The sequence below is a fragment of the Streptomyces sp. NBC_00454 genome (assembly GCF_041434015.1).
Taxonomy (GTDB): Bacteria; Actinomycetota; Actinomycetes; order Streptomycetales; family Streptomycetaceae; genus Streptomyces.
Genome location: NZ_CP107907.1, coordinates 3,030,406 through 3,050,346, shown reverse-complemented (window position 1 = coordinate 3,050,346; position 19,941 = coordinate 3,030,406). Strand labels below are relative to the sequence as shown.

Here is a 19,941-nt window from a genome sequence, read left to right as displayed (position 1 = left end):
TCGGAGGGTGACTGACGACGTACCCTCCGAGCCCTCCGCCGCGGCCGAGCCCACCGGCCGCATCGTGCTGCTGACCACCAGCCACCGGGTCGCCCCCGGCGTGCTGTCCTGGCCGGCCTGGCAGATCCTGCACGCCGCGGACCGGGTGCTGTGCGCCGACCCGGACCACGTACAGCTGCCCTACCTGCGCGAAGCGGGCGTCGGGGTCGAGCACGAGGTCCCGGACGCGCAGTCGCTGATCGAGGACTGCGCCGGCGGGCGCACGGTCGTCGTGGTCCTGAGCGGCGAGGGCGACCGGCGGCTCACCGACGGGCTGGCCCGCTTCGCCGGGTCGGGCCGGGTGGCCATGCCGGACCTGGAACTGCTGCCGGGCTCGTACGATCTGCCCGGTGCGCGGCTGCTCGACCTCGTCCAGGTCATGGACCGGGTCCGCCGCGAATGCCCCTGGACCTCGGAGCAGACGCACGAGGGGCTGGTGAAGTACGCCATCGAGGAGGCGTACGAGCTGGTCGAGGCCATCGAGGACGGGGACCGCGATGAGCTGCGCGAGGAGCTCGGGGACGTCCTGCTCCAGGTGGTCTTCCACGCGCGCATCGCGGAAGAGGGCGGTCCCGGCGAGGAGGACGAGCCGTTCTCCATCGACGACGTGGCCGGAGCCCTGGTGGAGAAGCTGGTCCACCGCCACCCGCACGTCTTCGGGGACGCCGAGGCCAAGACCGCCGAGGACGTCAACGCGCACTGGCAGCGCACCAAGCAGGTGGAGAAGCAGCGGGAGTCGGTGACCGACGGGATCCCGCTCGGGCAGCCCGGTCTCGCGCTCGCGGCCAAGCTCGCCGGCCGGGTCCGGGCGAACGGTGTGGACGTGGAACTCCCGAGCGGCGAGGGCATCGGGTACGAGCTGCTGGAACTGGCGGCGCGCGCCGAGGCGGCGGGCACCGACCCCGAGACCGCGCTGCGCGCGGCGGCCCGGGTCTACCGGGACGCGATCCGGGCCGCCGAGGGCGTCGGCGAGTAGCCCTCGGCAGGAACGGCCGCGCTCGGCCGGTTCAGGCTTCCCCGATCCGGCTTCCCCGATCCGGCTTCCCCGATCAGGCCTCCCCGATCAGGTCGGCCCGCTCAGTACGGTCGGCCCGCTCAGTACGGCCGCGGCGCGCGGCCCGAGGGGTTGTGCCAGTGCGGGTCGGGCCGGTTCAGGAACCACTCCCCGAAGCCCATCGGCCGGCCTCCGTGGCCCTGGTCCCTGCCGCCGGCGGGTACGGAGTCGTAGAAGATCCGGCCGGTACGGGCGCCGAGCTCCTCCAGGAGGTACGCGGTCTCGTCGATGAACTGCGGCGGACCGCTGAGGTAGACGTCCTGGTCGGGCCAGAGCCCCCGGTTGCTCAGCGCGGTCGCCAGCCGGTCGGTGGCCTGGTTGCGGTGCTGCCCGGGGGCGGGGGTGATGTAGGTGACGCTCAGCCAGCCGCTGGCGGCCGCGTACTCGTCGATGAGCGGGCGGTCGTAGAGGTGCGCGGCGTCCCGGGCGACGACGAAGAGCCGCGCGTCCTGATCGGGGGGATGCTCCGCCAGGCCCTCCAGCATGGCGCGGACCGGGGCCCAGCCGGTGCCGGCGGCTATGAAGGTGACCGGGCGGTCCTCGCGGCGGAAGGTCAGCTGCCCGCCGGCCGCGCCCAGCCTCAGCATGTCGCCGGGGTGCGCCTCGCGGACCAGGGAGGTGCTGAGGCGGCCGCCCTCGATCCGGCTGATGTGCAGGTCGACCGTCCCGTCGGAGCGGGGCGCGTTGCCGATGGAGTAGGTGCGCCAGGTCGTCGGGACCCGGTCGCTGCTCACGCTCACGTACTGGCCCGGCAGATAGGGGAGGGGGGCGTGCGGGCGCAGCGTCAGGACGGCTATGTCCTGCCCGTACTGCAGGTGGCGCACGATCTCGGCGTCCCACCAGGGCGGGTCCTCGCTGGAGGCGGCGCCGGCCATCATCGCGTCGGCGATGACCTGGTAGGCCTCGCTCCAGGCCTTTTCCACCGGCGGGGTCCAGGCCTCGCCGGAGGTTTCGGCGAGCGCGGCGAGCAGGCTGGCGCCCACGGCCGCGTAGTGCTCGGGGCCCGCCAGGAACTTGCGGTGGTCGCGGCCGAGGTCGCGTAGATAGGGGAGGAGCGTTTCGTTCTCCAGGTGCGCGATCACATGGGTGAGCGCGGCGAAGAGCCGGTCCCGCTGACGCTCCATGTCCTCGAAGGAGGCCGGGAAGAGCTCACGGACTCCGGGGTTGTGCCAGAACAGGTGGGAGTAGAAGAACTTGACCGCGTGCTCGGCCCGTCTCTCCACCACCGCAAAGCTGCTTTTCAAGATCCTCACATCCACAAAACCGAAAGTAGGAATGCCGGAGAACGTGAGGTCAAGCCAGGGCTGATCTACGGACAGCCGCGACGAATACCCCATATGGGGTGACGGGTGGCGGGCGGGATACGGTCTTCGGGTGCACGAGCAGACCCCCGAAGCCCCTGCGGCCCCCGCGGCCCCCTCTGATTCCCCGACTGGCCCGACCGGTCCGACCCTGTTCGACTGGGAGTTCGCGACCGACCCGTACCCGGCCTACGCCTGGCTGCGCGAGCACGCCCCCGTGCACCGCACCCAACTCCCCAGTGGGGTCGAGGCCTGGCTGGTCACCCGGTACGCGGACGCCCGCCAGGCCCTCGCCGACCAGCGGCTCAGCAAGAACCCGTCCCACCATGCGGGATCGGCCCACGCCAAGGGCAGGACCGGGATCCCGGGGGAGCGCAAGGCGGAGCTGATGACGCACCTCCTCAACATCGACCCGCCGGACCACACCCGGCTGCGGCGGCTGGTGTCGAAGGCGTTCACCCCGCGCAGGGTCGCCGAGTTCGCACCGAGGGTCCAGGAGATCACCGACCACCTCATCGAGCGGTTCGCACAGAAGGGGGAGGCCGACCTCATCCACGAGTTCGCCTTCCCGCTCCCCATCTACGCCATCTGCGAGATGCTCGGCGTACCGCGGGAGGACCAGGACGACTTCCGCGACTGGGCCGGCATGATGATCCGGCACGGCGGCGGTCCGCGCGGCGGAGTCGCGCGCTCGGTCAAGCAGATGCGGACCTATCTCGGCGAGCTCATCCACCGCAAGCGCGACGACCTCGGCGACGACCTGATCTCCGATCTGATCCGGGCCAGCGACCACGGCGACCACCTGACGGAGGCCGAGGCCACCGCCATGGCCTTCATCCTCCTCTTCGCCGGGTTCGAGACCACCGTCAACCTCATCGGCAACGGCGTCCACTCCCTCTTCATGAACCCCGACCAGCGCGAGCGCCTCCAGGCCTCCCTCGCGGCCGGCGAGAGCGCCCTGCTCGCCACCGGGGTCGAGGAACTGCTGCGCTACGACGGCCCCGTGGAGCTGGCCACCTGGCGGTTCGCCACCGAGCCCTTCGTCCTCGGCGGTCAGGGCATCGCGGCGGGCGATCCGGTGCTGGTGGTCCTCGCGGCCGCCGACCGCGACCCCGAGCGGTTCGCCGAGCCGGACACCCTCGACCTCTCCAGGACCGACAACCAGCACCTCGGATACGGGCACGGGATCCACTACTGCGTGGGCGCACCGCTCGCCCGCCTCGAAGGCCAGACCGCGCTCGCGACCCTGCTCACGCGCCTGCCCGATCTGGAACTCGCCGTACCGGCCGGTGAACTGCGGTGGCGCGGTGGGCTCATCATGCGCGGGCTGCGCACGCTTCCGGTCCGATTCACCCCCCAAAACACCTGAAACCCCCCTGACCGGAAGTCAGAAGCCCTCTGAACTTGTGACAGGCGTTCGAAGGCCGCTAGGTTCTGCCGTTACCCCGCCGTTATGCGAAAGGTGCAGCCTCATGCGTTCCGGGAACGGCCGCCACAGACGCCCCCGACAAGTGCCCGCACTTGTCGTCACCGCCGGAGTCACCGGCTCCGCCCTCGCCCTGCCGCTGCTCGCGGCCACCGGCGCGAGTGCGGCCGAGACCTCCACCTGGGACAAGGTCGCCGAGTGCGAGAGCGGCGGTACCTGGAGCGCGAACTTCGGCAGCGGCGCCTACGGCGGACTGCAGTTCACCCAGGAGCAGTGGAAGAACGCCGGCGGGCTCGACTTCGCCGCGCGCCCCGACCTCGCCAGCCGCTCCCAGCAGATCGCGGTGGGCGAGCGGGTGCTGGCCTCCCAGGGCCCGCAGGCGTGGCCCCTGTGCGGGGCGCCGGCCGGGCTCGCGCAGCAGGGTCCCGCCGCCGAGGTGGACCCGGGCCTGCCCGGGGGCGGCGACGCCGCCTCGCACTCCGTGTCCCGCCCGGACAGCAAGATCCCGTACCTCGGGACTCCCCGGCCCTCCACGGACTTCGGGGCTCCGACCCCCGCGGCCCCGGCCCCCTCCCCTTCGGGCACGCCGTCCTTCCTGCTGCCCGACTACCCGCTGCCCGTCATGCCGCAGCCGGACCTCCCGGCGACGACTCCGGGGCTCCCGGGCGACCCGACGGCTCCCACGGCTCCCGCGGACCCGACGGCCCCCACCGTCCCGACCCCGCCGTCCACGGACCCGACCGTGCCCGCGACGCCCGCGCAGCCGACCACTCCCGGACACCCGGGCGACCCGGCCACGCCGACGGTGCCCGCCACGCCGGGAGCGCCCGCCGACCCGACCGCCCCGGCGACCCCGGGAGCCACCTCCGACCCGGCCGCCCCGGCGGCCGACGGGGCGTCGGGTGCCGGTAAGCACCGCGGCCCGGCCGCGGTTGAGGCTCCCGTCACATCTGATGCGGCGTCGGAGCCCGCGTACACCGTGAAGGCGGGCGACAGCCTGGCCGCCATCGCGGACGCCAAGGGAGTGAAGGGCGGCTGGAACGCGCTCTACAAGGCCAATGAGCAGGTCATCGGCGAGGACGCCAACCTGATCAAGCCCGGTCAGAACCTGGATCTAACGCACCAATAGCGACACTTGGAGCGCCCTGGATCGCCTGATTGTCCGTTTTCTGTAAGTGAGACATGTGTCTCTTCCGGTCAACTGGCGTGTCCGGTCCGTAGGGTTCCGCAAACCCCGTCCTCACCTGCGCAAACGTCCTTGTGGGGAGCGCAAGTAGGCACCGTTTCCCCCCGATGTCGCTCGTTGAACATCGGGGGGAGACCTGTCTACCTTCTGAATCGCTCGCCACCGCGGGCTCCTTCGACCGCATCGCCGAATCCTGCCGGCGGCCGGGGGGAACACTCGTCGCGCAAGCGCCGAAGGCAGGAGCGGGGGAACCAAGGTAGGCGCCGGAACCGGCCGTTGAGAGACGGTCACGGAACCGGCTAGGGGTTAAGACAGGCGCTAGGTCGCCTGGCCGGGCACTCACTCGCCCGAACCCGACAGCTCACCTCGAAGGCGTCGGTGAGGAGAACTCCATGCTGCTTTCCAAGGGCAAGCACCGCCGCGGCTCCAAGGCCGTCCGGCTCGTCACGCTGGCCGGCGTCGCCGGTGTCGCCGTCGCGGCTCCGCTGATGGCCGCGGGCACCGCTTCCGCCGCGACCGCTTCCGAGTGGGACCGCGTCGCCTCCTGCGAGTCCGGTGGCAACTGGGCCATCAACACGGGCAACGGCTACTACGGCGGCCTGCAGTTCTCGTCCTCCACGTGGGCCGCGTACGGCGGCAAGGCGTACGCCGCGCAGGCCAACCAGGCCTCCAAGGGCCAGCAGATAGCCATCGCCGAGAAGGTCCTCAAGGGCCAGGGCAAGGGCGCCTGGCCGTCCTGCGGCGTCGGCCTGTCGAACGGTGCCTACACCGGCGGCGGCTCCACCGAGACCGCCCCGAAGAAGGCCGAGACCAAGAAGACCGAGAAGAAGGCCGAGCCGAAGAAGGAGACCAAGCGCTCCGAGGCCACGACCCGCTCCGAGCGTCCGGCCGCCCCGGCCAAGCCGAAGACCGAGGCCCCCAAGACGGGCAACGGCTCCTACGAGGTCAAGTCCGGCGACACGCTGGGCACCATCGCCGAGGCGAACAACGTCTCCGGCGGCTGGGAGAAGCTCTTCGAGCTCAACAAGGACATCGTCTCGGACGCCGACCTGATCTTCCCGGGTCAGAAGCTGAAGCTCAGCTGAACCTTGCGGCAACAGCCGCAGTAGCGTTCGCAACACGCAGGATTTCCACCGCCCGGCGCGTAACCCCCCACGCGCCGGGCGGTGCTGCGTGCCGGGCCTTCGGCCTGGTGGCGGGCCCGGCGGGTCCTTCCGGGCAAGAGCCCTATGTCCTGTAAGAGGGGCATTCAGGCCCTTTTTCGTCCCGGGGCCCGGTTGGTCGGGTCGCCGACCGCCCGGAGCCGGTTAGGCTCTAAGCGGCAAGGCCGTCCCACGGCCTGACACGCCACCGCACACTCAGCGTCACATCCCAGAAGGAGATGCTCGTGCCGTCCATCGACGTCGTCGTAGCCCGGGAAATCCTGGACTCCCGAGGCAACCCCACGGTCGAGGTCGAGGTTGGCCTCGACGATGGCAGCACCGGCCGTGCTGCAGTTCCGTCCGGCGCCTCCACCGGAGCGTTCGAAGCCGTAGAGCTCCGCGACGGTGACCCCAACCGCTACATGGGCAAGGGTGTCGAGAAGGCCGTCCTCGCCGTCATCGAGCAGCTCGGCCCGGAGCTCGTCGGCTACGACGCCACCGAGCAGCGCCTGATCGACCAGGCGATGATCGACCTGGACGCCACCGAGAACAAGGGCTCCCTCGGCGCCAACGCCATCCTCGGTGTCTCCCTCGCCGTCGCGCACGCCGCGTCCGAGGCCTCCGACCTGCCGCTCTTCCGCTACCTGGGCGGCCCGAACGCGCACCTGCTGCCCGTTCCGATGATGAACATCGTCAACGGTGGGTCGCACGCCGACTCCAACGTCGACATCCAGGAGTTCATGATCGCCCCGATCGGCGCGGAGTCCTTCTCCGAGGCCGTCCGCTGGGGTGCCGAGGTCTACCACACCCTCAAGAAGGTCCTGCACTCCAAGGGCCTCTCCACCGGTCTGGGCGACGAGGGCGGCTTCGCGCCGAACCTGGAGTCCAACCGCGCCGCGCTCGACCTCATCGTCGAGGCCATCACGCAGGCCGGCTACGTCCCGGGCCGTGACGTCGCGCTGGCGCTCGACGTCGCCGCGTCCGAGTTCTACAAGGACGGCAAGTACGAGTACGAGGGCCAGTCCCGCTCGGCCGCCGAGATGACCGAGTACTACGAGGAGCTCGTCGCCGCGTACCCGATCGTCTCCATCGAGGACCCGCTCTTCGAGGACGACTGGGCCGGCTGGAAGACCCTCACCGACCGCCTGGGCTCCAAGATCCAGATCGTCGGCGACGACCTCTTCGTCACCAACCCGGAGCGTCTCGCCCGCGGTATCGAAGAGGGCTCGGCCAACGCCCTGCTCGTCAAGGTGAACCAGATCGGTTCGCTGACCGAGACCCTGGACGCCATCGAGCTGGCCCAGCGCAGCGGCTTCAAGTGCATGATGTCGCACCGTTCCGGCGAGACCGAGGACGTCACCATCGCCGACCTCGCGGTCGCCGTGAACTGCGGCCAGATCAAGAGCGGTGCCCCGGCCCGCTCGGACCGCGTCGCCAAGTACAACCAGCTGCTGCGCATCGAGGAGATCCTCGACGACGCCGCGGTGTACGCGGGCCGCAGCGCGTTCCCGCGCTTCAAGGGCTGAACGGTCCTTTAGGGGCGCAAGCCTCCCTACGTCCCCGCACTCGGTCCCGTACCGTGTGCGGGGACGTATTGCGTAGTGCGTATATAGGGGAGGCGGATCAATGGCCGGGAACCGGGACCGGTTCGCCACGTTCTCGACCGCGACCAGGCTCAAGCAGCTGGGCGAGCGGACCGCGGCGCACGTCTACCGCTCGCAGTCCCGCCGCCAGGTCCGCCGCAGCCGGCTCACCGGGCGGGCCGCCCTGCTCGTCCTGGTCCTCTGTACCCTGGTCGTCGCCCTCGCGTATCCGATGCGCCAGTACGTGTCCCAGCGCTCGGAGATCGCGGAGCAGCAGAAGGCCGCCGTCTCCGCACGGGACCGGCTGGAGAGGCTGCGCGACGAGAAGGCCCGCTGGCAGGACAACGCGTATGCGGAACAGCAGGCGCGCAAGCACCTGCACTTCGTCCGGCCGGGGGAGATCAGCTACATCATGAACGACCCCGGAGCCGAGGCGGCCGAGCACCGCCGCAGCGGACAGGCCGCCACCGACCGGCCCTGGTACTCCAACGTCTGGGACGGCGTCGACAAGGCCGACCGCCCGGGCGACTGAGTCCCACCCATCCACGATTACGAAAAGACTTCCTCCAGGCATGCAGACGCCCCCGCCCCAGACCGACCGGACCGAGCCGACCGCCGCCGACATCGAGGCGTTCCAGCAGCAGCTCGGCCGCCCGCCGCGCGGGCTGCGCGCCATCGCGCACCGCTGCCCCTGCGGGCAGCCGGACGTGGTGGAGACCGCCCCCCGGCTCCCCGACGGCACGCCCTTCCCGACGCTGTACTACTTGACCTGCCCGCGCGCCGCCGGTGCCATCGGCACGCTGGAAGCCAACGGCGTGATGAAGCAGATGCAGGCCAGGCTGGCCGAGGACCCGGAGCTGGCCGCCGCCTACCGGGCCGCCCACGAGGACTACATCACCCGCCGCGACGCCATCGAGGTGCTCGAGGGCTTCCCGAGCGCCGGCGGCATGCCGGACCGGGTGAAGTGCCTGCACGTCCTGGTCGGCCACTCGCTGGCCGCCGGCCCGGGTGTGAACCCGTTCGGCGACGAGGCCCTGGCGATGCTGCCCGAGTGGTGGGCCAAGGGCGCCTGCGTCACCCCGTGCGCGGAGAAGTCCGCGGAGAAGCCCGCGGAGCAGAAGGAGCCGCAGGCGTGAGGCGGGTCGCGGCCGTCGACTGCGGTACGAACTCCATCCGCCTCCTCGTCGCGGACCTGGACCCCGAGACCGGCGAGTTCGCCGAACTGGACCGCCGGATGACGGTCGTCCGCCTCGGCCAGGGCGTGGACAAGACGGGCCGGCTGGCTCCGGAGGCGCTGGAGCGCACCTTCGCGGCCTGCCGCGAGTACGCGGCGGTCATCAAGGAGCTCGGCGCCGAGCGCGTGCGCTTCGTGGCCACCTCGGCCTCGCGGGACGCGGAGAACCGGGACGAGTTCGTGCGGGGCGTGCTGGACATCCTGGGCGTGGAGCCCGAGGTGATCTCCGGGGACCAGGAGGCGGAGTTCTCCTTCACCGGCGCCACGAAGGAACTGAAGGGCACCGACCACCTCGAGAAGCCCTTCCTGGTGGTGGACATCGGCGGCGGTTCGACCGAGTTCGTGGTCGGCGAGGAGCACGTCCGGGCCGCCCGGTCCGTGGACGTGGGCTGCGTGCGGATGACCGAGCGCCACCTGGTGGCCGCCGACGGCACGGTCACCGACCCGCCGACGGAGGCGCAGGTCGCCGCCATACGGGCCGACATCGAGGCGGCGCTGGACCTGGCCGCCGAGAGCGTTCCGCTGGCCGAGGCGCGCACCCTGGTGGGCCTGGCCGGTTCGGTGACCACGGTCGCCGCGATCGCGCTGGGCCTGGCGGAGTACGACTCCTCGGCGATCCACCACTCCCGGATCCCGTACGAGACGGTCCGCGAGGTCAGCGAGCGGATGCTGAGCCTGACGCACGCCGAGCGCGCGGCGATCCCGGTGATGCACCCGGGCCGCGTGGACGTGATCGGGGCGGGCGCCCTGGTCCTGCTGGCGATCATGGAGCGGGTCGGCGCCACGGAGGTCGTGGTCTCGGAGCACGACATCCTGGACGGCATCGCCTGGTCGGTCGGCTGACGGGAGCCCGAGGGCCCGGAAGGGTCCCCGGCGGCCCGTTCGGGCCCTTTCGGGGGTCCTGCGGAGGCCTTAGGTCCTGTCGTCCACATGAACTTCGTGAAGTTCTTCACAAGGAAAAGATGCCCGTGAGGGCTCTTGAGGCGCCTTTTGGGTGACCCGGGAGCCCTCCGGGCCTTCTTTTTGCGAGCGTTCGTGCGAATGGCGGCCACGGCAAGGGTCCGGCAGTAGGTATCGACGAACCCGGTGGTCTACTCCGCTTAAGGGGCTGGATCCCAGTTCAGGCCTGGTGTTCAACGACTCCCGTTACACCCTGGTTCCCGCTTCGCGCCATGACCTCGGTCACGTGGGCGGCGGAGTGTAGCAGAGGGTCCCCAGGCCCTTGTGAAGGGGCTCACGAGCGTCACCCCTTGGGGTGCTGGATACTCGTTCCATGAGCACCACGGAGCGTCCCAGGATCCTCGTTGTAGGAGGTGGGTACGTAGGCCTGTACGCAGCCAAGCGCATCATGAAGAAGATGCGCTACGGCGAGGCGACCGTCACGGTCGTCGACCCGCGCTCGTACATGACCTACCAGCCCTTCCTCCCCGAAGTGGCCGCAGGCAGTATCTCGCCTCGGCACGTAGTCGTCCCGCTGCGACGCGTGCTGCCCAAGGCAGAGGTTCTCACCGGCCGGGTCACCAGCATCGACCAGGACCGCAAGGTCGCCGTCGTCACGCCGCTCGTCGGCGAGGCGTACGAGCTGCCTTTCGACTACCTGGTGATCGCGCTCGGCGCCATCTCCCGCACCTTCCCGATCCCCGGCCTCGCCGAACAGGGCATCGGAATGAAGGGCGTCGAAGAGGGCATCGGCCTGCGCAATCACGTCCTTGAGCAGCTGGACAAGGCCGAGTCCACGACGGACGAGGACGTCCGCCGCAAGGCCCTCACCTTCGTCTTCGTCGGCGGCGGTTTCGCCGGCGCGGAGACCATAGGCGAGGTCGAGGACATGGCCCGCGACGCCGCGAAGTACTACACCAGCATCAAGCGCGAGGACATGCGCTTCATCCTGGTCGACGCGGCCGACAAGATCCTTCCCGAGGTCGGGCCCAAGCTCGGCACCTGGGGCAAGGAGCACCTCGAGTCCCGCGGCATCGAGATCTACCTCAACACCTCCATGGACTCCTGCGTGGACGGCCACGTGGTGCTGAAGAACGGCCTCGAGGTCGACTCCAACACCCTGGTGTGGACCGCGGGCGTCAAGCCCAACCCGGTGCTGGCCCGCTACGGCCTGCCGCTGGGCCCGCGCGGCCACGTGGACGCCGACCCGACCCTCCAGGTCAAGGGCACGGACTACATCTGGACCGCCGGCGACAATGCCCAGGTGCCCGACCTCGCCGCCCGCAAGGCCGGCGTGGAGAACGCCTGGTGCCCGCCGAACGCCCAGCACGCGCTGCGCCAGGCCAAGGTCCTCGCCGACAACGTCATCTCCGGGATGCGGGGCTTCCCGCAGAAGGAGTACGCGCACTCCAACAAGGGTGCGGTGGCGGGCCTCGGCCTCCACAAGGGCGTGGCGATGATCGTCATGGGCGGGATGAAGATCAAGCTCAAGGGCCGGCTGGCCTGGTACATGCACCGTGGTTACCACGGCATGGCCATGCCGACCTGGAACCGCAAGATCCGCGTCTTCGCCGACTGGACCCTCGGCATGTTCCTCAAGCGCGAGGTCGTCTCCCTCGGTGCCCTGGAGACCCCCCGCGAGGAGTTCTACGAGGCCGCCAAGCCGGCGCCGGCTCCGGCCGCCGCTCCCGCCGAGAAGGCCAAGGCCTCCTGACCGGGTTCGGCCGGACCTCCACCGCATGACCCCAGCGTGACCCCGAAGGGGCCGCCCGCCATCCGTGGTGCGGGCGGCCCCTTCGGCGTGTCCGGCGGATTGTCCGCCCCCGAGGTGGGGTAGAGGCTTGGGTCGAACCGTTATCGGAGGTGTGTGCCATGACCGACGCCGCGCCGCGGCTGGCCGCTGTGGCCGAGACCCTGCTCGGCGCCCCCCTGCCCGTGCGCGTCCGGGCCTGGGACGGCAGTGAAGCGGGCCCGCCCGCCGGCCCCGTACTCGTCTTCCACAGCCGCCGCGCCCTGCGCCGCCTGCTCTGGAAGCCGGGTGAACTGGGGCTGGCACGGGCCTGGGTCTCGGGCGACATGAGCGTGGAGGGCGATCTGTTCGCCCTCCTGGACCGGGTGGCGCCCCTGCTGTGGGAGCGGAGCCGTCCCCCCGGCGAGGACCCGCCGCCCGAGGCCTCCGCCGGGGCGCTCGCGCTGCTGCGCGATCCCGCGGCGCGCGGCGCCGTACGGGACCTCGTGGGCCTCGCGCGGCCGTGGCCGGCGCCCGCTCCGCCGCCCGAGGAGGCGCTGCGCCGCGGCGGGCCGCGCCACACCAAGGGCCGCGACCGCGCGGCCATCAGCCACCACTACGACGTGGGCAACGAGTTCTACGCCCACGTCCTGGGCCCCTCGATGGTGTACTCCTGCGCCTACTGGAGCCCCGGCGGCACCCTGGAGGAGGCCCAGCGCGACAAGCTCGACCTGGTCTGCCGCAAGCTCGCGCTCAAGCCCGGCGACCGGCTCCTGGACGTCGGCTGCGGCTGGGGTTCCATGGCCCTGCACGCGGCCCGCGAGTACGGGGCCCGGGTCACCGGGATCACGCTCTCGCGCGAGCAGGCCGCGTACGCCCGCAAGCGGGTCGCCGAGGAGGGGCTGGCGGACCTGATAGACATCCGGGTCCAGGACTACCGGGACGTCAAGGACGGCCCGTACGACGCGATCTCCTCCATCGGCATGGCCGAGCACGTGGGGTCCGACCGCTACCGCGCCTACGCCCGCAGCCTGTACGGGCTGCTGCGGCCCGGCGGCCGGCTGCTGAACCACCAGATCGCCCGGCGCCCCGAGCCGGTCGAAGAGGCGTACCGGATCAACGAGTTCATAGACGCCTACGTGTTCCCCGACGGGGAGCTCTCCCCGCTCGGCACCACCGTCGGCGAGTTGGAGCGGGCCGGCTTCGAGGTCCGCGACGTGGAGGCGCTGCGCGAGCACTACGCGCTCACCCTGCGGGCCTGGGTGGGACGGCTGGAGGAGCACTGGGAGGAGGCGGTCCGGCTGACCTCGCCGGGCCGGGCCCGGGTCTGGAAGCTCTACATGGCCGCCTCGGCCCTCGGCTTCGAGCACAACCGGCTCGGGGTCAACCAGGTGCTCGCCGTGCGCGCCGAGGGGCCGGGCCGGGCGGACTCCGGGCTGCCGCTGCGCGCCCGGACCTGGCCGGCCCAGCCGTAGCAGGGGTACGGGAACGGCGAAGGGCCCCGCGGCCGCCTCTCGGCGGCCGCGGGGCCCTTTCCCGCGGACCGGCCGCTACTCGGTCTTGATGGCGGTGAGCATGTTCAGCCGGGCCGCGCTGCGGGCGGGCCACATGGCCGCCAGGGCGCCGACGATGCCGGCCAGCAGCATGAAGATCGCGATCCGGTCGTAGGGGATGACCAGGGCGTAGTTCGGGATCGAGGCCTTGATGGTCTCGCCGACGGCCCAGGCGATGAAGGTGCCGAGGGCCACGCCGATCACCGCGCCGAAGAGCGAGATGACGATGGCCTCCAGGCGGATCATGTTCTTGACCCGGCCGCGGTCCAGGCCGATCGCCCGCAGCATGCCGATCTCCTGGGTCCGCTCGTAGACGGACATCGCCAGGGTGTTGACCACGCCCAGCACCGAGATGATCAGCGCCATGGCGAGCAGGCCGTACATGATGTTCAGGGCGGTGTTGATGATGCCGCCCATCTCGTTGCGGATGTCCTGCTGGGTGGCGAAGGTGATCGCCGGGTTCTTGCCGAGGGCGTCGACGAGGGACTGCTCGGCCTTGTCGGAGGCGCCGCCGTCCATCTTGACGTAGACCTCGCGCAGGTACGGCTTCTCGCTGTGCTGGGAGAGGACGTGGTAGTCGATCACGTAGGAGGAGAGCATGCCCTCCATGTCCTTGAAGATCGCGCCGACCTTCAGGTCCGCCTTCTGGTTGTCGTCGAAGGTGGCCTTCAGGGTGGAGCCGACGAGAAGGCCCTGCTCCTTGGCGGTCTTGTCGGAGACCGCCAGCTCGCCCTTGGCGAGGCTGTCGAGCTGCCCGCCGACCACGTCGATGTTGAGGAGCTGGCCGATGGTGGCCGGGTTGACGCCGGAGACGGAGCGGTAGTCCTTGCCTTCACCGAACGCGATGTCGCCTGCCTGCTGCGGGGAGACCGCCTTGACGCCCGGGGCCTTCTCCAGGGCCGGGATCACGGAGGGGTCCAGGCTGCCGAAGCTCTCCCCCATGGAGACCTTGTAGTCGGCCTTGAGGTTGTCCGTCGTCGCCCGGTCGACGGCCTTGCCCATCGTGATGCCGAGCACCGACAGGGCGGTGACCAGGGTCAGGCCGATGGCCAGCGAAGCGGCGGTGACGGCGGTGCGGCGCGGGTTGCGGACCGCGTTCTGCGCGGCCAGCTTGCCGGCCACGCCGAACACCTTCGTCAGGAGCGGGCGGACGGCCGCGATGACCGGGCGGGAGAGGGCCGGCAGCAGGATGATGATGCCGATCATCGTGAAGAAGGCGCCGGCACCGATCAGCATCTTGCCGTCCTTCCCGATCAGCGCGCCGCCCAGGATGCCGAGCAGGCCGAGGAAGGTGATCGAGCCGCCGATGCTGTTGCGCAGCACCAGGGACTTCGCGGTGGCCGGGAGGTGGGCGCTGCCCATGGCGGCGACCGGGGCGATCCGGGAGGTGCGGATGGCCGGCACCAGGGCGGCGATCACCGTGACGAAGACGCCGATGGCGATCGCGGCGACGATGGTGGTGGGGGCGACGACCAGCGGACCGGCCGGGATCTTGGCGCCGAAGGAGCCGATCGCGGAGCGCATGCCGACGGCGAGGCCGATGCCGGCCACCAGGCCGATGGCGGAGGAGATCACGCCGACGACCAGGGCCTCGGCCAGGACCGAGCTCCGGACCTGGCCGCGGTTGGCGCCGATGGCGCGCAGCAGGGCCAGTTCCTTGGTGCGCTGGGCGACCAGCATGGTGAAGGTGTTGTAGATCAGGAACACGCCGACGAAGAGCGAGATCAGCGCGAAGACCATGAGCATCTGGTTCATGTTGCCCATGCCGCGCTCGATGTCCTTGGCCTGTTCGGCCGCGAGCGCCGCGCCGGTCTGGGCCTTGGCGTCCTTGCCGACGAGCGGCTTGATCTCGGCGAGCAGCTGGTCGGCACTGGCGCCGGCCTTGGCGCTGACCGAGAGCTCGTCGTAGAAACCGGGCTGCAGGTAGAGCTGCTGGGCGGTCGGGGTGTCGAACAGCACCAGCGAGCCGCCCGCGTTGACCGCGCCGTCCTCGGTGGTGAAGACGCCGGCGAGGGTGTACTCCTTGGCCGGGCCGTTGTCCGCCACCCGGACCTTGTCGCCGACCTGGTACTTGCCGCGCTTGGCCGTCTCCTTGTCGAGGGCGATCTCGCCGGCCTTGGCCGGGCCGTTGCCCTCGGTGAAGGTGTAGCGGGGGTCCTTGCCGTCCTTCAACGGGACGAAGTTGGCGCCGGTGTTGGCCCAGCCGGTGCCGATCAGCTTGCCGTCCTGGTCGCCCACGGCGGCGAAGCCGTGCACGCGGCCGGAGGCGGCCTCGACCCCGCCCAGGGCCTTGACCTTGTCGAGCGTCTGCTGGCTGATGCCCGGCTCGCCCTCCTTGACGCCCTCGTCGTTGCGGGAGGCGCCGTAGGAGGTGACCGAGACGGCCACGCCGTCGAAGCTCTTGGCGGACTGGTTCGACATCGCCTTGCCGACGGTGTCGGTGAAGACGAGGGTGCCGGAGACGAAGGCGACGCCGAGGACGACGGCGAGCACCGTCATCAACAGCCTGGCCTTGTGCGCGAGTACGTTGCGCAGGGCGGTACGGAACATGGTGGAGGAGTCCAGGGGTAAGGGGTCAGCGGGGACGTGGGAGAGGGGACGTCCCTCAGCTGGTGCGGCCCTTGGCGTCGAAGGCCTTCATGCGGTCGAGCACGCCGTCGGCGGTCGGGTGCAGCATCTCGTCGACGATGCGGCCGTCGGCGAGGAAGATGACGCGGTCCGCGTAGGAGGCCGCGGCCGGGTCGTGGGTGACCATGACGACGGTCTGGCCGAGCTCGCGCACGGAGTTGCGCAGGAAGCCGAGGACCTCGGCGCCGGAGCGGGAGTCGAGGTTTCCGGTGGGCTCGTCACCGAAGATGATCTCCGGGCGCGAGGCCAGGGCGCGGGCGACCGCCACGCGCTGCTGCTGGCCGCCGGAGAGCTGGGTGGGCCGGTGGCTCAGGCGCTCGGAGAGGCCGATCATGTTGATCACCGCGTCCAGCCACTGCTGGTCGGGCTTGCGGCCCGCGATGTCCATGGGGAGCGTGATGTTCTCCAGGGCGGTCAGCGTCGGCAGCAGGTTGAAGGCCTGGAAGATGAAGCCGATCTTGTCCCTGCGGAGCTGCGTGAGCTGCTTGTCCTTGAGCGTGGACAGCTCGGTCTCGCCGATCCGGACGGACCCGGCGGAGAAGGTGTCCAGCCCGGCCACGCAGTGCATCAGCGTGGACTTGCCGGAGCCCGAGGGGCCCATGATCGCGGTGAACTGTCCCTGGGCGAAGTCCACGGAGACGTTGTCCAGGGCGACCACCTGGGTCTCGCCCTGGCCGTACACCTTGGAGAGGCCGGTGGCGCGCGCGGCGACGGCCTGGGAGGTGTGCGGGGCGTAGTTCAGGGTGGTCATGGGGGCAGCTCCAGACAGGACGGGGGCCTGCGGACCGGGCTCACGGTCCGCGGTTCGGCGGGACCCTTCCATCGTCGTGGCGGGCATCGCGTTCCGGATCAGCCGTGGTGCCCGTTCTGCGGGCCACTGGAGTCTGACCGCGCGGGGTCCGGTCTCCTCCTCTGGTATGACGGCCGGTTGCCCGGAGTCGGGGGGAGGGGTCCGGCGGCGGCCGCGGGCGAGGGGGTGGCGCGCGGGGTGGCGCGGGCCGTCGAAATTCCGTCAATCCCACGGCGCGCATGATCGATGCGGGAAGGGGCCGACCGTGCGTTCTGTGCCCTGACGCCCCATCAATCACCAATAAAATCAGACAACATCGGCTAGATGCCCAGGTGGGGGCGTACGCCCTCCGGATAGACTCGCCCCAGGGTTTCAGGGCTTATCCCAGGGGGCCGCTACGCCCTGCCCGGATGGTGGAATGCAGACACGGCGAGCTTAAACCTCGCTGACCTTCGGGTCGTGCCGGTTCAAGTCCGGCTTCGGGCACGAGGACGTTCGCGCGGTGCGGACGCGCGACGGCGGGGGCGCCCGATGGCCCCCGCCGTTCTGCTTCCCGGGGTCTCCCCGGGTTCGCCGGGGCCGGGCCCCTCACTTCCGCTTCCCGGGCCCGTGACGAGGGCATCCCGGAAAATCCTCCCAGAGCAGTAGGGCGATTCCTTTGCGACCGCATTACTCTTGAGACCGAGGCCGCGCACGGTGGCCACGGAGGAGTGAGATGAGGAGCAGCAACCCGGTCTTCTCGCGACGGGGGTTCAGCCGCGACAACGGTGCTTATGCGGGCTTCGGCACGCAGCAGCCCCAGGCCGGGACCACGACCAACCCGTACGCGACCAACCCTTACGCGACCGACCCGTCCACGGGTATGCCGCAGGCGCCGGTCCGCGGAAACGCGATGACCATCGACGACGTCGTGAGCCGTACGGCCATGACGCTCGGCACGGTCATCCTGACGGCGGTCATCTCCTGGATCGCGCTGCCCGTCGACCAGGCCAACCTGAAGACCTCGTACGGCATCGCCATCGGCGCCGCGCTCATCGCGTTCGTCTTCGCGATGATCCAGTCGTTCAAGAGCAAGCCCGTCCCGGCGCTGATCCTGGCCTACGCGGCGTTCGAGGGTGTCTTCCTCGGCGTCATCAGCTCGGCCACCAGCACCTACATCAGCCCGGGCACGGTCATCCAGGCCGTCATGGGCACGATGTGCGTCTTCGCCGGCGTGCTGATCGCCTACAAGATGCGCTGGATCAACGTCAACCGCCGCTTCTACGGCTTCGTGATGGCCGCCGCCATGGGCTTCATGCTCCTGATGGCGGTCAACCTGCTGTTCTCGATCTTCGGTGGCGGCGACGGCCTCGGCTTCCGCAGCGGCGGCCTCGGCATCGTCTTCGGTGTCATCGGCATCATCCTCGGTGCCTGCTTCCTCGCCCTGGACTTCAAGCAGGTCGAGGACGGCGTGACCTACGGCGCCCCGCGCGAGGAGTCCTGGCTGGCGGCCTTCGGCCTCACCATGACCCTGGTGTGGATCTACATGGAGATGCTGCGCCTGATCTCCATCCTCAAGGGCGACTGACACCGCTGCCCATGGGGTGATCGACCTGAGGAAGGCCCCGCGAGCACACGCTCGCGGGGCCTTCCCGCATGTCGGGGGTCGGATGTCAGGTGTTGGATGTCAGATGTCGGAGGGGGACTCGGACAGGGGGCAGGGGCTCGCTCAGCCGAACTTGCGGGCGGCCCTGCGCAGGTCGTACTCGTGGATGATCGCTTTGGCCTGGCCGTACGAGAGTTCGTGCGCGCCGCGCAGCCAGCTGACCTTCTCCTCGAACCGGATGAGGGAGGGGCCCTCGTCCACGGTACGGAGCCAGTCGGAGAGTTCACGACCGGTGGTCTCGGGAATTCTGTCGATCATGTTGCGGTGTGTCTGCTCGGAGAACTCTACGGACATGGGCGCCTCCGGAGGTATCGCCGTCTGCTCTCTTCACGCCACCGTGCCGGAGAGTTCGCCCGTTGGCAATGGTGCCGGGGCGGCGCGTAAGGTCGGCCGGGTGCTCGATACCTCACCCCTGACCGCCGCAGTGGAACGCTTCGCCGACCGGCTCCGGGCCGCGCCGCAGAGCCGGCTGCGGCAGGGCGCCGCCGAGGCGGCGCTGGAACTGGCCCGGGAGCTCTCCGTACGGGCGCAGCGGCTGGAGCACGCCGCCGCGGGCGGCGGGGACGGCACGGGGGCGGCTCCGGCGCGCAGGATGCCGGACGCCGGGATGTTCGTCGTCGGCGATCAGGTGGCCGTGGCCGGAGTGGACCTCGCCGAGGCGCTGCGCGCCGTGGGAGCCGTGGGCGCCGTAACGGGCCCGGACGGCGCGAAGGCCCCGTCCGTGATGCTGATGCTGGACGAGGCCGTGCGGCTGGTGGAGCAGGCGGAAGTCAGAGCGATGCGATGACGCGGTCCGCGAGGATGTAGACGTTGCTGTCCGGGTCCTCGGCGTCACCGCAGGAGAAGGTCAGGGCGTAGGCGCCGGAGATGCCCGAACCGCCCAGCAGGACCGGGGCGCTGCCCGAGCGCAGGGCGTCGGCCAGGCGCTCCGCGGTCTCGCGGTGTCCCGGAGTCATGCAGAGCGTGGTGCCGTCGGTGAAGACGTACACGTCCAGCGTGCCCAGCGGGCCGGGACGGACGTCCGCGAGGGCCGTACGGGCCTCCGCGAGCTCCTCCAGGCGGCTGACGGTGCGCTCGTGGTCGGCGCCGGGGTGCGAGGCCTGGACCGGTACGAAGTCGGGGTGCGAGGGGTGGCGCCGGCGGGCGGCGGCCAGCTCGGCCGAGTCCTCCGGGTACTCCTCCACGAGGTCCTCGCCGAGGAGCGGCTCCAGCCCGACCATGTCCACCTGCCGGGGCAGGAAGACCGGGCTGTCGTCGCCGAGGCCGCTCAGCCCGCCCAGCAGGGAGGGCGCGTCGGCCGCGTCGCGGGCCTCCTGGGCGGCCCAGAAGGCGCGTGCCTCGGCGAGCTCGCGCTCGCGCTCCTCGGCAAGGGCCTCGGCCACGGCGGCTCGTATCTCGGCTGCGGGGGACTCCACGGCGCTGCGGGCGTGCGGGACGGTGGCACCGCGGGGGTGGGCCGAGACCACCAGCTCACCGCGCAGGGCCGTGACCTGCTTGCGCAGGCCGTGGACGGCGTGCAGCGCAGCAGCGCCGACGGCCGTGGCAGCGGCCGTGGTCAGCAGTAGGGCAAGAGACATGGCGCTCACTGACTAACTCCTGATTGATTCGATCCCCCGACTTCCTACATCAGCTTGGCCTGACCTGGGAATGGCTGGCAGTGCATTACGTCATGAATTGGACAGGTCTTTCGTC

Annotated in this window: 17 protein-coding genes, 1 tRNA gene and 1 riboswitch; of the genes, 13 read left to right on the top strand and 5 right to left on the bottom strand. The window is 70.7% G+C overall.

The window, feature by feature from the left end; translation table 11 throughout:
- Positions 1-7: 7 nt before the first annotated feature.
- Positions 8-1,015, top strand: coding sequence for a nucleoside triphosphate pyrophosphohydrolase (locus tag OHU74_RS14050; RefSeq protein WP_371616206.1), 1,008 nt, complete (start codon positions 8-10; stop codon positions 1,013-1,015).
- 119 nt (positions 1,016-1,134) lie between these two features.
- On the opposite strand, the gene OHU74_RS14045 is transcribed toward OHU74_RS14050, so the two are convergent.
- Positions 1,135-2,346: a globin domain-containing protein gene (locus OHU74_RS14045; protein ID WP_371616205.1), complete on the bottom strand. Its 1,212-nt coding sequence runs from the start codon at positions 2,344-2,346 to the stop codon at positions 1,135-1,137.
- Positions 2,347-2,467: 121 nt separating this feature from the next.
- Here OHU74_RS14045 and OHU74_RS14040 point away from each other — a divergent pair, with 121 nt between their 5' ends.
- The 9 genes from OHU74_RS14040 to OHU74_RS14000 all read left to right on the top strand — a co-directional run bounded on the left by OHU74_RS14040 (position 2,468) and on the right by OHU74_RS14000 (position 13,108).
- Complete coding sequence (locus tag OHU74_RS14040; protein WP_371616204.1) at positions 2,468-3,763, top strand: cytochrome P450; 1,296 nt, start codon at positions 2,468-2,470, stop codon at positions 3,761-3,763.
- Positions 3,764-3,905: 142 nt separating this feature from the next.
- The gene (locus OHU74_RS14035) at positions 3,906-4,949 is read left to right on the top strand and encodes a transglycosylase family protein (protein WP_371616203.1); all 1,044 of its coding nucleotides are present in this window, start codon (positions 3,906-3,908) and stop codon (positions 4,947-4,949) included.
- Between the two features lie 275 nt (positions 4,950-5,224).
- Positions 5,225-5,396, top strand: a riboswitch (cyclic di-AMP (ydaO/yuaA leader).
- Between the two features lie 2 nt (positions 5,397-5,398).
- A complete protein-coding gene (locus tag OHU74_RS14030; protein WP_371616202.1) occupies positions 5,399-6,091 on the top strand; it encodes a transglycosylase family protein in 693 nt (230 codons plus the stop codon).
- A gap of 296 nt (positions 6,092-6,387) precedes the next feature.
- Complete coding sequence (gene eno, locus OHU74_RS14025) at positions 6,388-7,674, top strand: phosphopyruvate hydratase (protein WP_371616201.1); 1,287 nt, start codon at positions 6,388-6,390, stop codon at positions 7,672-7,674.
- Between the two features lie 100 nt (positions 7,675-7,774).
- Positions 7,775-8,263, top strand: coding sequence for a septum formation initiator family protein (locus tag OHU74_RS14020; protein WP_330296726.1), 489 nt, complete (start codon positions 7,775-7,777; stop codon positions 8,261-8,263).
- A gap of 40 nt (positions 8,264-8,303) precedes the next feature.
- Positions 8,304-8,867 (top strand): DUF501 domain-containing protein, encoded by a 564-nt coding sequence (locus tag OHU74_RS14015; protein ID WP_371616200.1) that lies wholly within the window; start codon positions 8,304-8,306, stop codon positions 8,865-8,867.
- Positions 8,864-9,808: an exopolyphosphatase gene (locus OHU74_RS14010; protein ID WP_371616199.1), complete on the top strand. Its 945-nt coding sequence runs from the start codon at positions 8,864-8,866 to the stop codon at positions 9,806-9,808. The genes OHU74_RS14015 and OHU74_RS14010 overlap by 4 nt, the downstream gene beginning before the upstream one ends.
- A gap of 430 nt (positions 9,809-10,238) precedes the next feature.
- The gene (locus OHU74_RS14005; RefSeq protein WP_330296723.1) at positions 10,239-11,618 is read left to right on the top strand and encodes an NAD(P)/FAD-dependent oxidoreductase; all 1,380 of its coding nucleotides are present in this window, start codon (positions 10,239-10,241) and stop codon (positions 11,616-11,618) included.
- Positions 11,619-11,776: 158 nt separating this feature from the next.
- Complete coding sequence (locus OHU74_RS14000; protein WP_371616198.1) at positions 11,777-13,108, top strand: class I SAM-dependent methyltransferase; 1,332 nt, start codon at positions 11,777-11,779, stop codon at positions 13,106-13,108.
- A gap of 75 nt (positions 13,109-13,183) precedes the next feature.
- Here the strand turns inward: OHU74_RS14000 and OHU74_RS13995 are convergent, their stop codons facing one another.
- Both OHU74_RS13995 and OHU74_RS13990 read right to left on the bottom strand, forming a co-directional pair.
- Positions 13,184-15,736: an ABC transporter permease gene (locus tag OHU74_RS13995; RefSeq protein WP_371616197.1), complete on the bottom strand. Its 2,553-nt coding sequence runs from the start codon at positions 15,734-15,736 to the stop codon at positions 13,184-13,186.
- A 55-nt stretch (positions 15,737-15,791) separates the two neighbouring features.
- Positions 15,792-16,565, bottom strand: coding sequence for an ABC transporter ATP-binding protein (locus OHU74_RS13990; protein ID WP_371616196.1), 774 nt, complete (start codon positions 16,563-16,565; stop codon positions 15,792-15,794).
- 443 nt (positions 16,566-17,008) lie between these two features.
- On the opposite strand from OHU74_RS13990, the gene OHU74_RS13985 reads away from it, so the two are divergent.
- Together OHU74_RS13985 and OHU74_RS13980 are read left to right on the top strand one after the other, a co-directional pair.
- A tRNA-Leu gene (locus OHU74_RS13985) sits at positions 17,009-17,090 on the top strand.
- Between the two features lie 229 nt (positions 17,091-17,319).
- Positions 17,320-18,171: a Bax inhibitor-1/YccA family protein gene (locus tag OHU74_RS13980; RefSeq protein WP_371616195.1), complete on the top strand. Its 852-nt coding sequence runs from the start codon at positions 17,320-17,322 to the stop codon at positions 18,169-18,171.
- Positions 18,172-18,312: 141 nt separating this feature from the next.
- Here the strand turns inward: OHU74_RS13980 and OHU74_RS13975 are convergent, their stop codons facing one another.
- A complete protein-coding gene (locus OHU74_RS13975) occupies positions 18,313-18,543 on the bottom strand; it encodes a DUF4287 domain-containing protein (RefSeq protein ID WP_330296718.1) in 231 nt (76 codons plus the stop codon).
- A 100-nt stretch (positions 18,544-18,643) separates the two neighbouring features.
- Between OHU74_RS13975 and OHU74_RS13970 the strand changes: the two genes are divergently transcribed.
- Positions 18,644-19,036, top strand: coding sequence for a hypothetical protein (locus OHU74_RS13970; protein ID WP_371616194.1), 393 nt, complete (start codon positions 18,644-18,646; stop codon positions 19,034-19,036).
- Here the strand turns inward: OHU74_RS13970 and OHU74_RS13965 are convergent.
- Entirely contained in the window at positions 19,020-19,826 is an 807-nt protein-coding gene (locus tag OHU74_RS13965; protein WP_371616193.1) for a hypothetical protein, read from the bottom strand. The genes OHU74_RS13970 and OHU74_RS13965 overlap by 17 nt on opposite strands.
- Between the last annotated feature and the right edge of the window lie 115 nt (positions 19,827-19,941).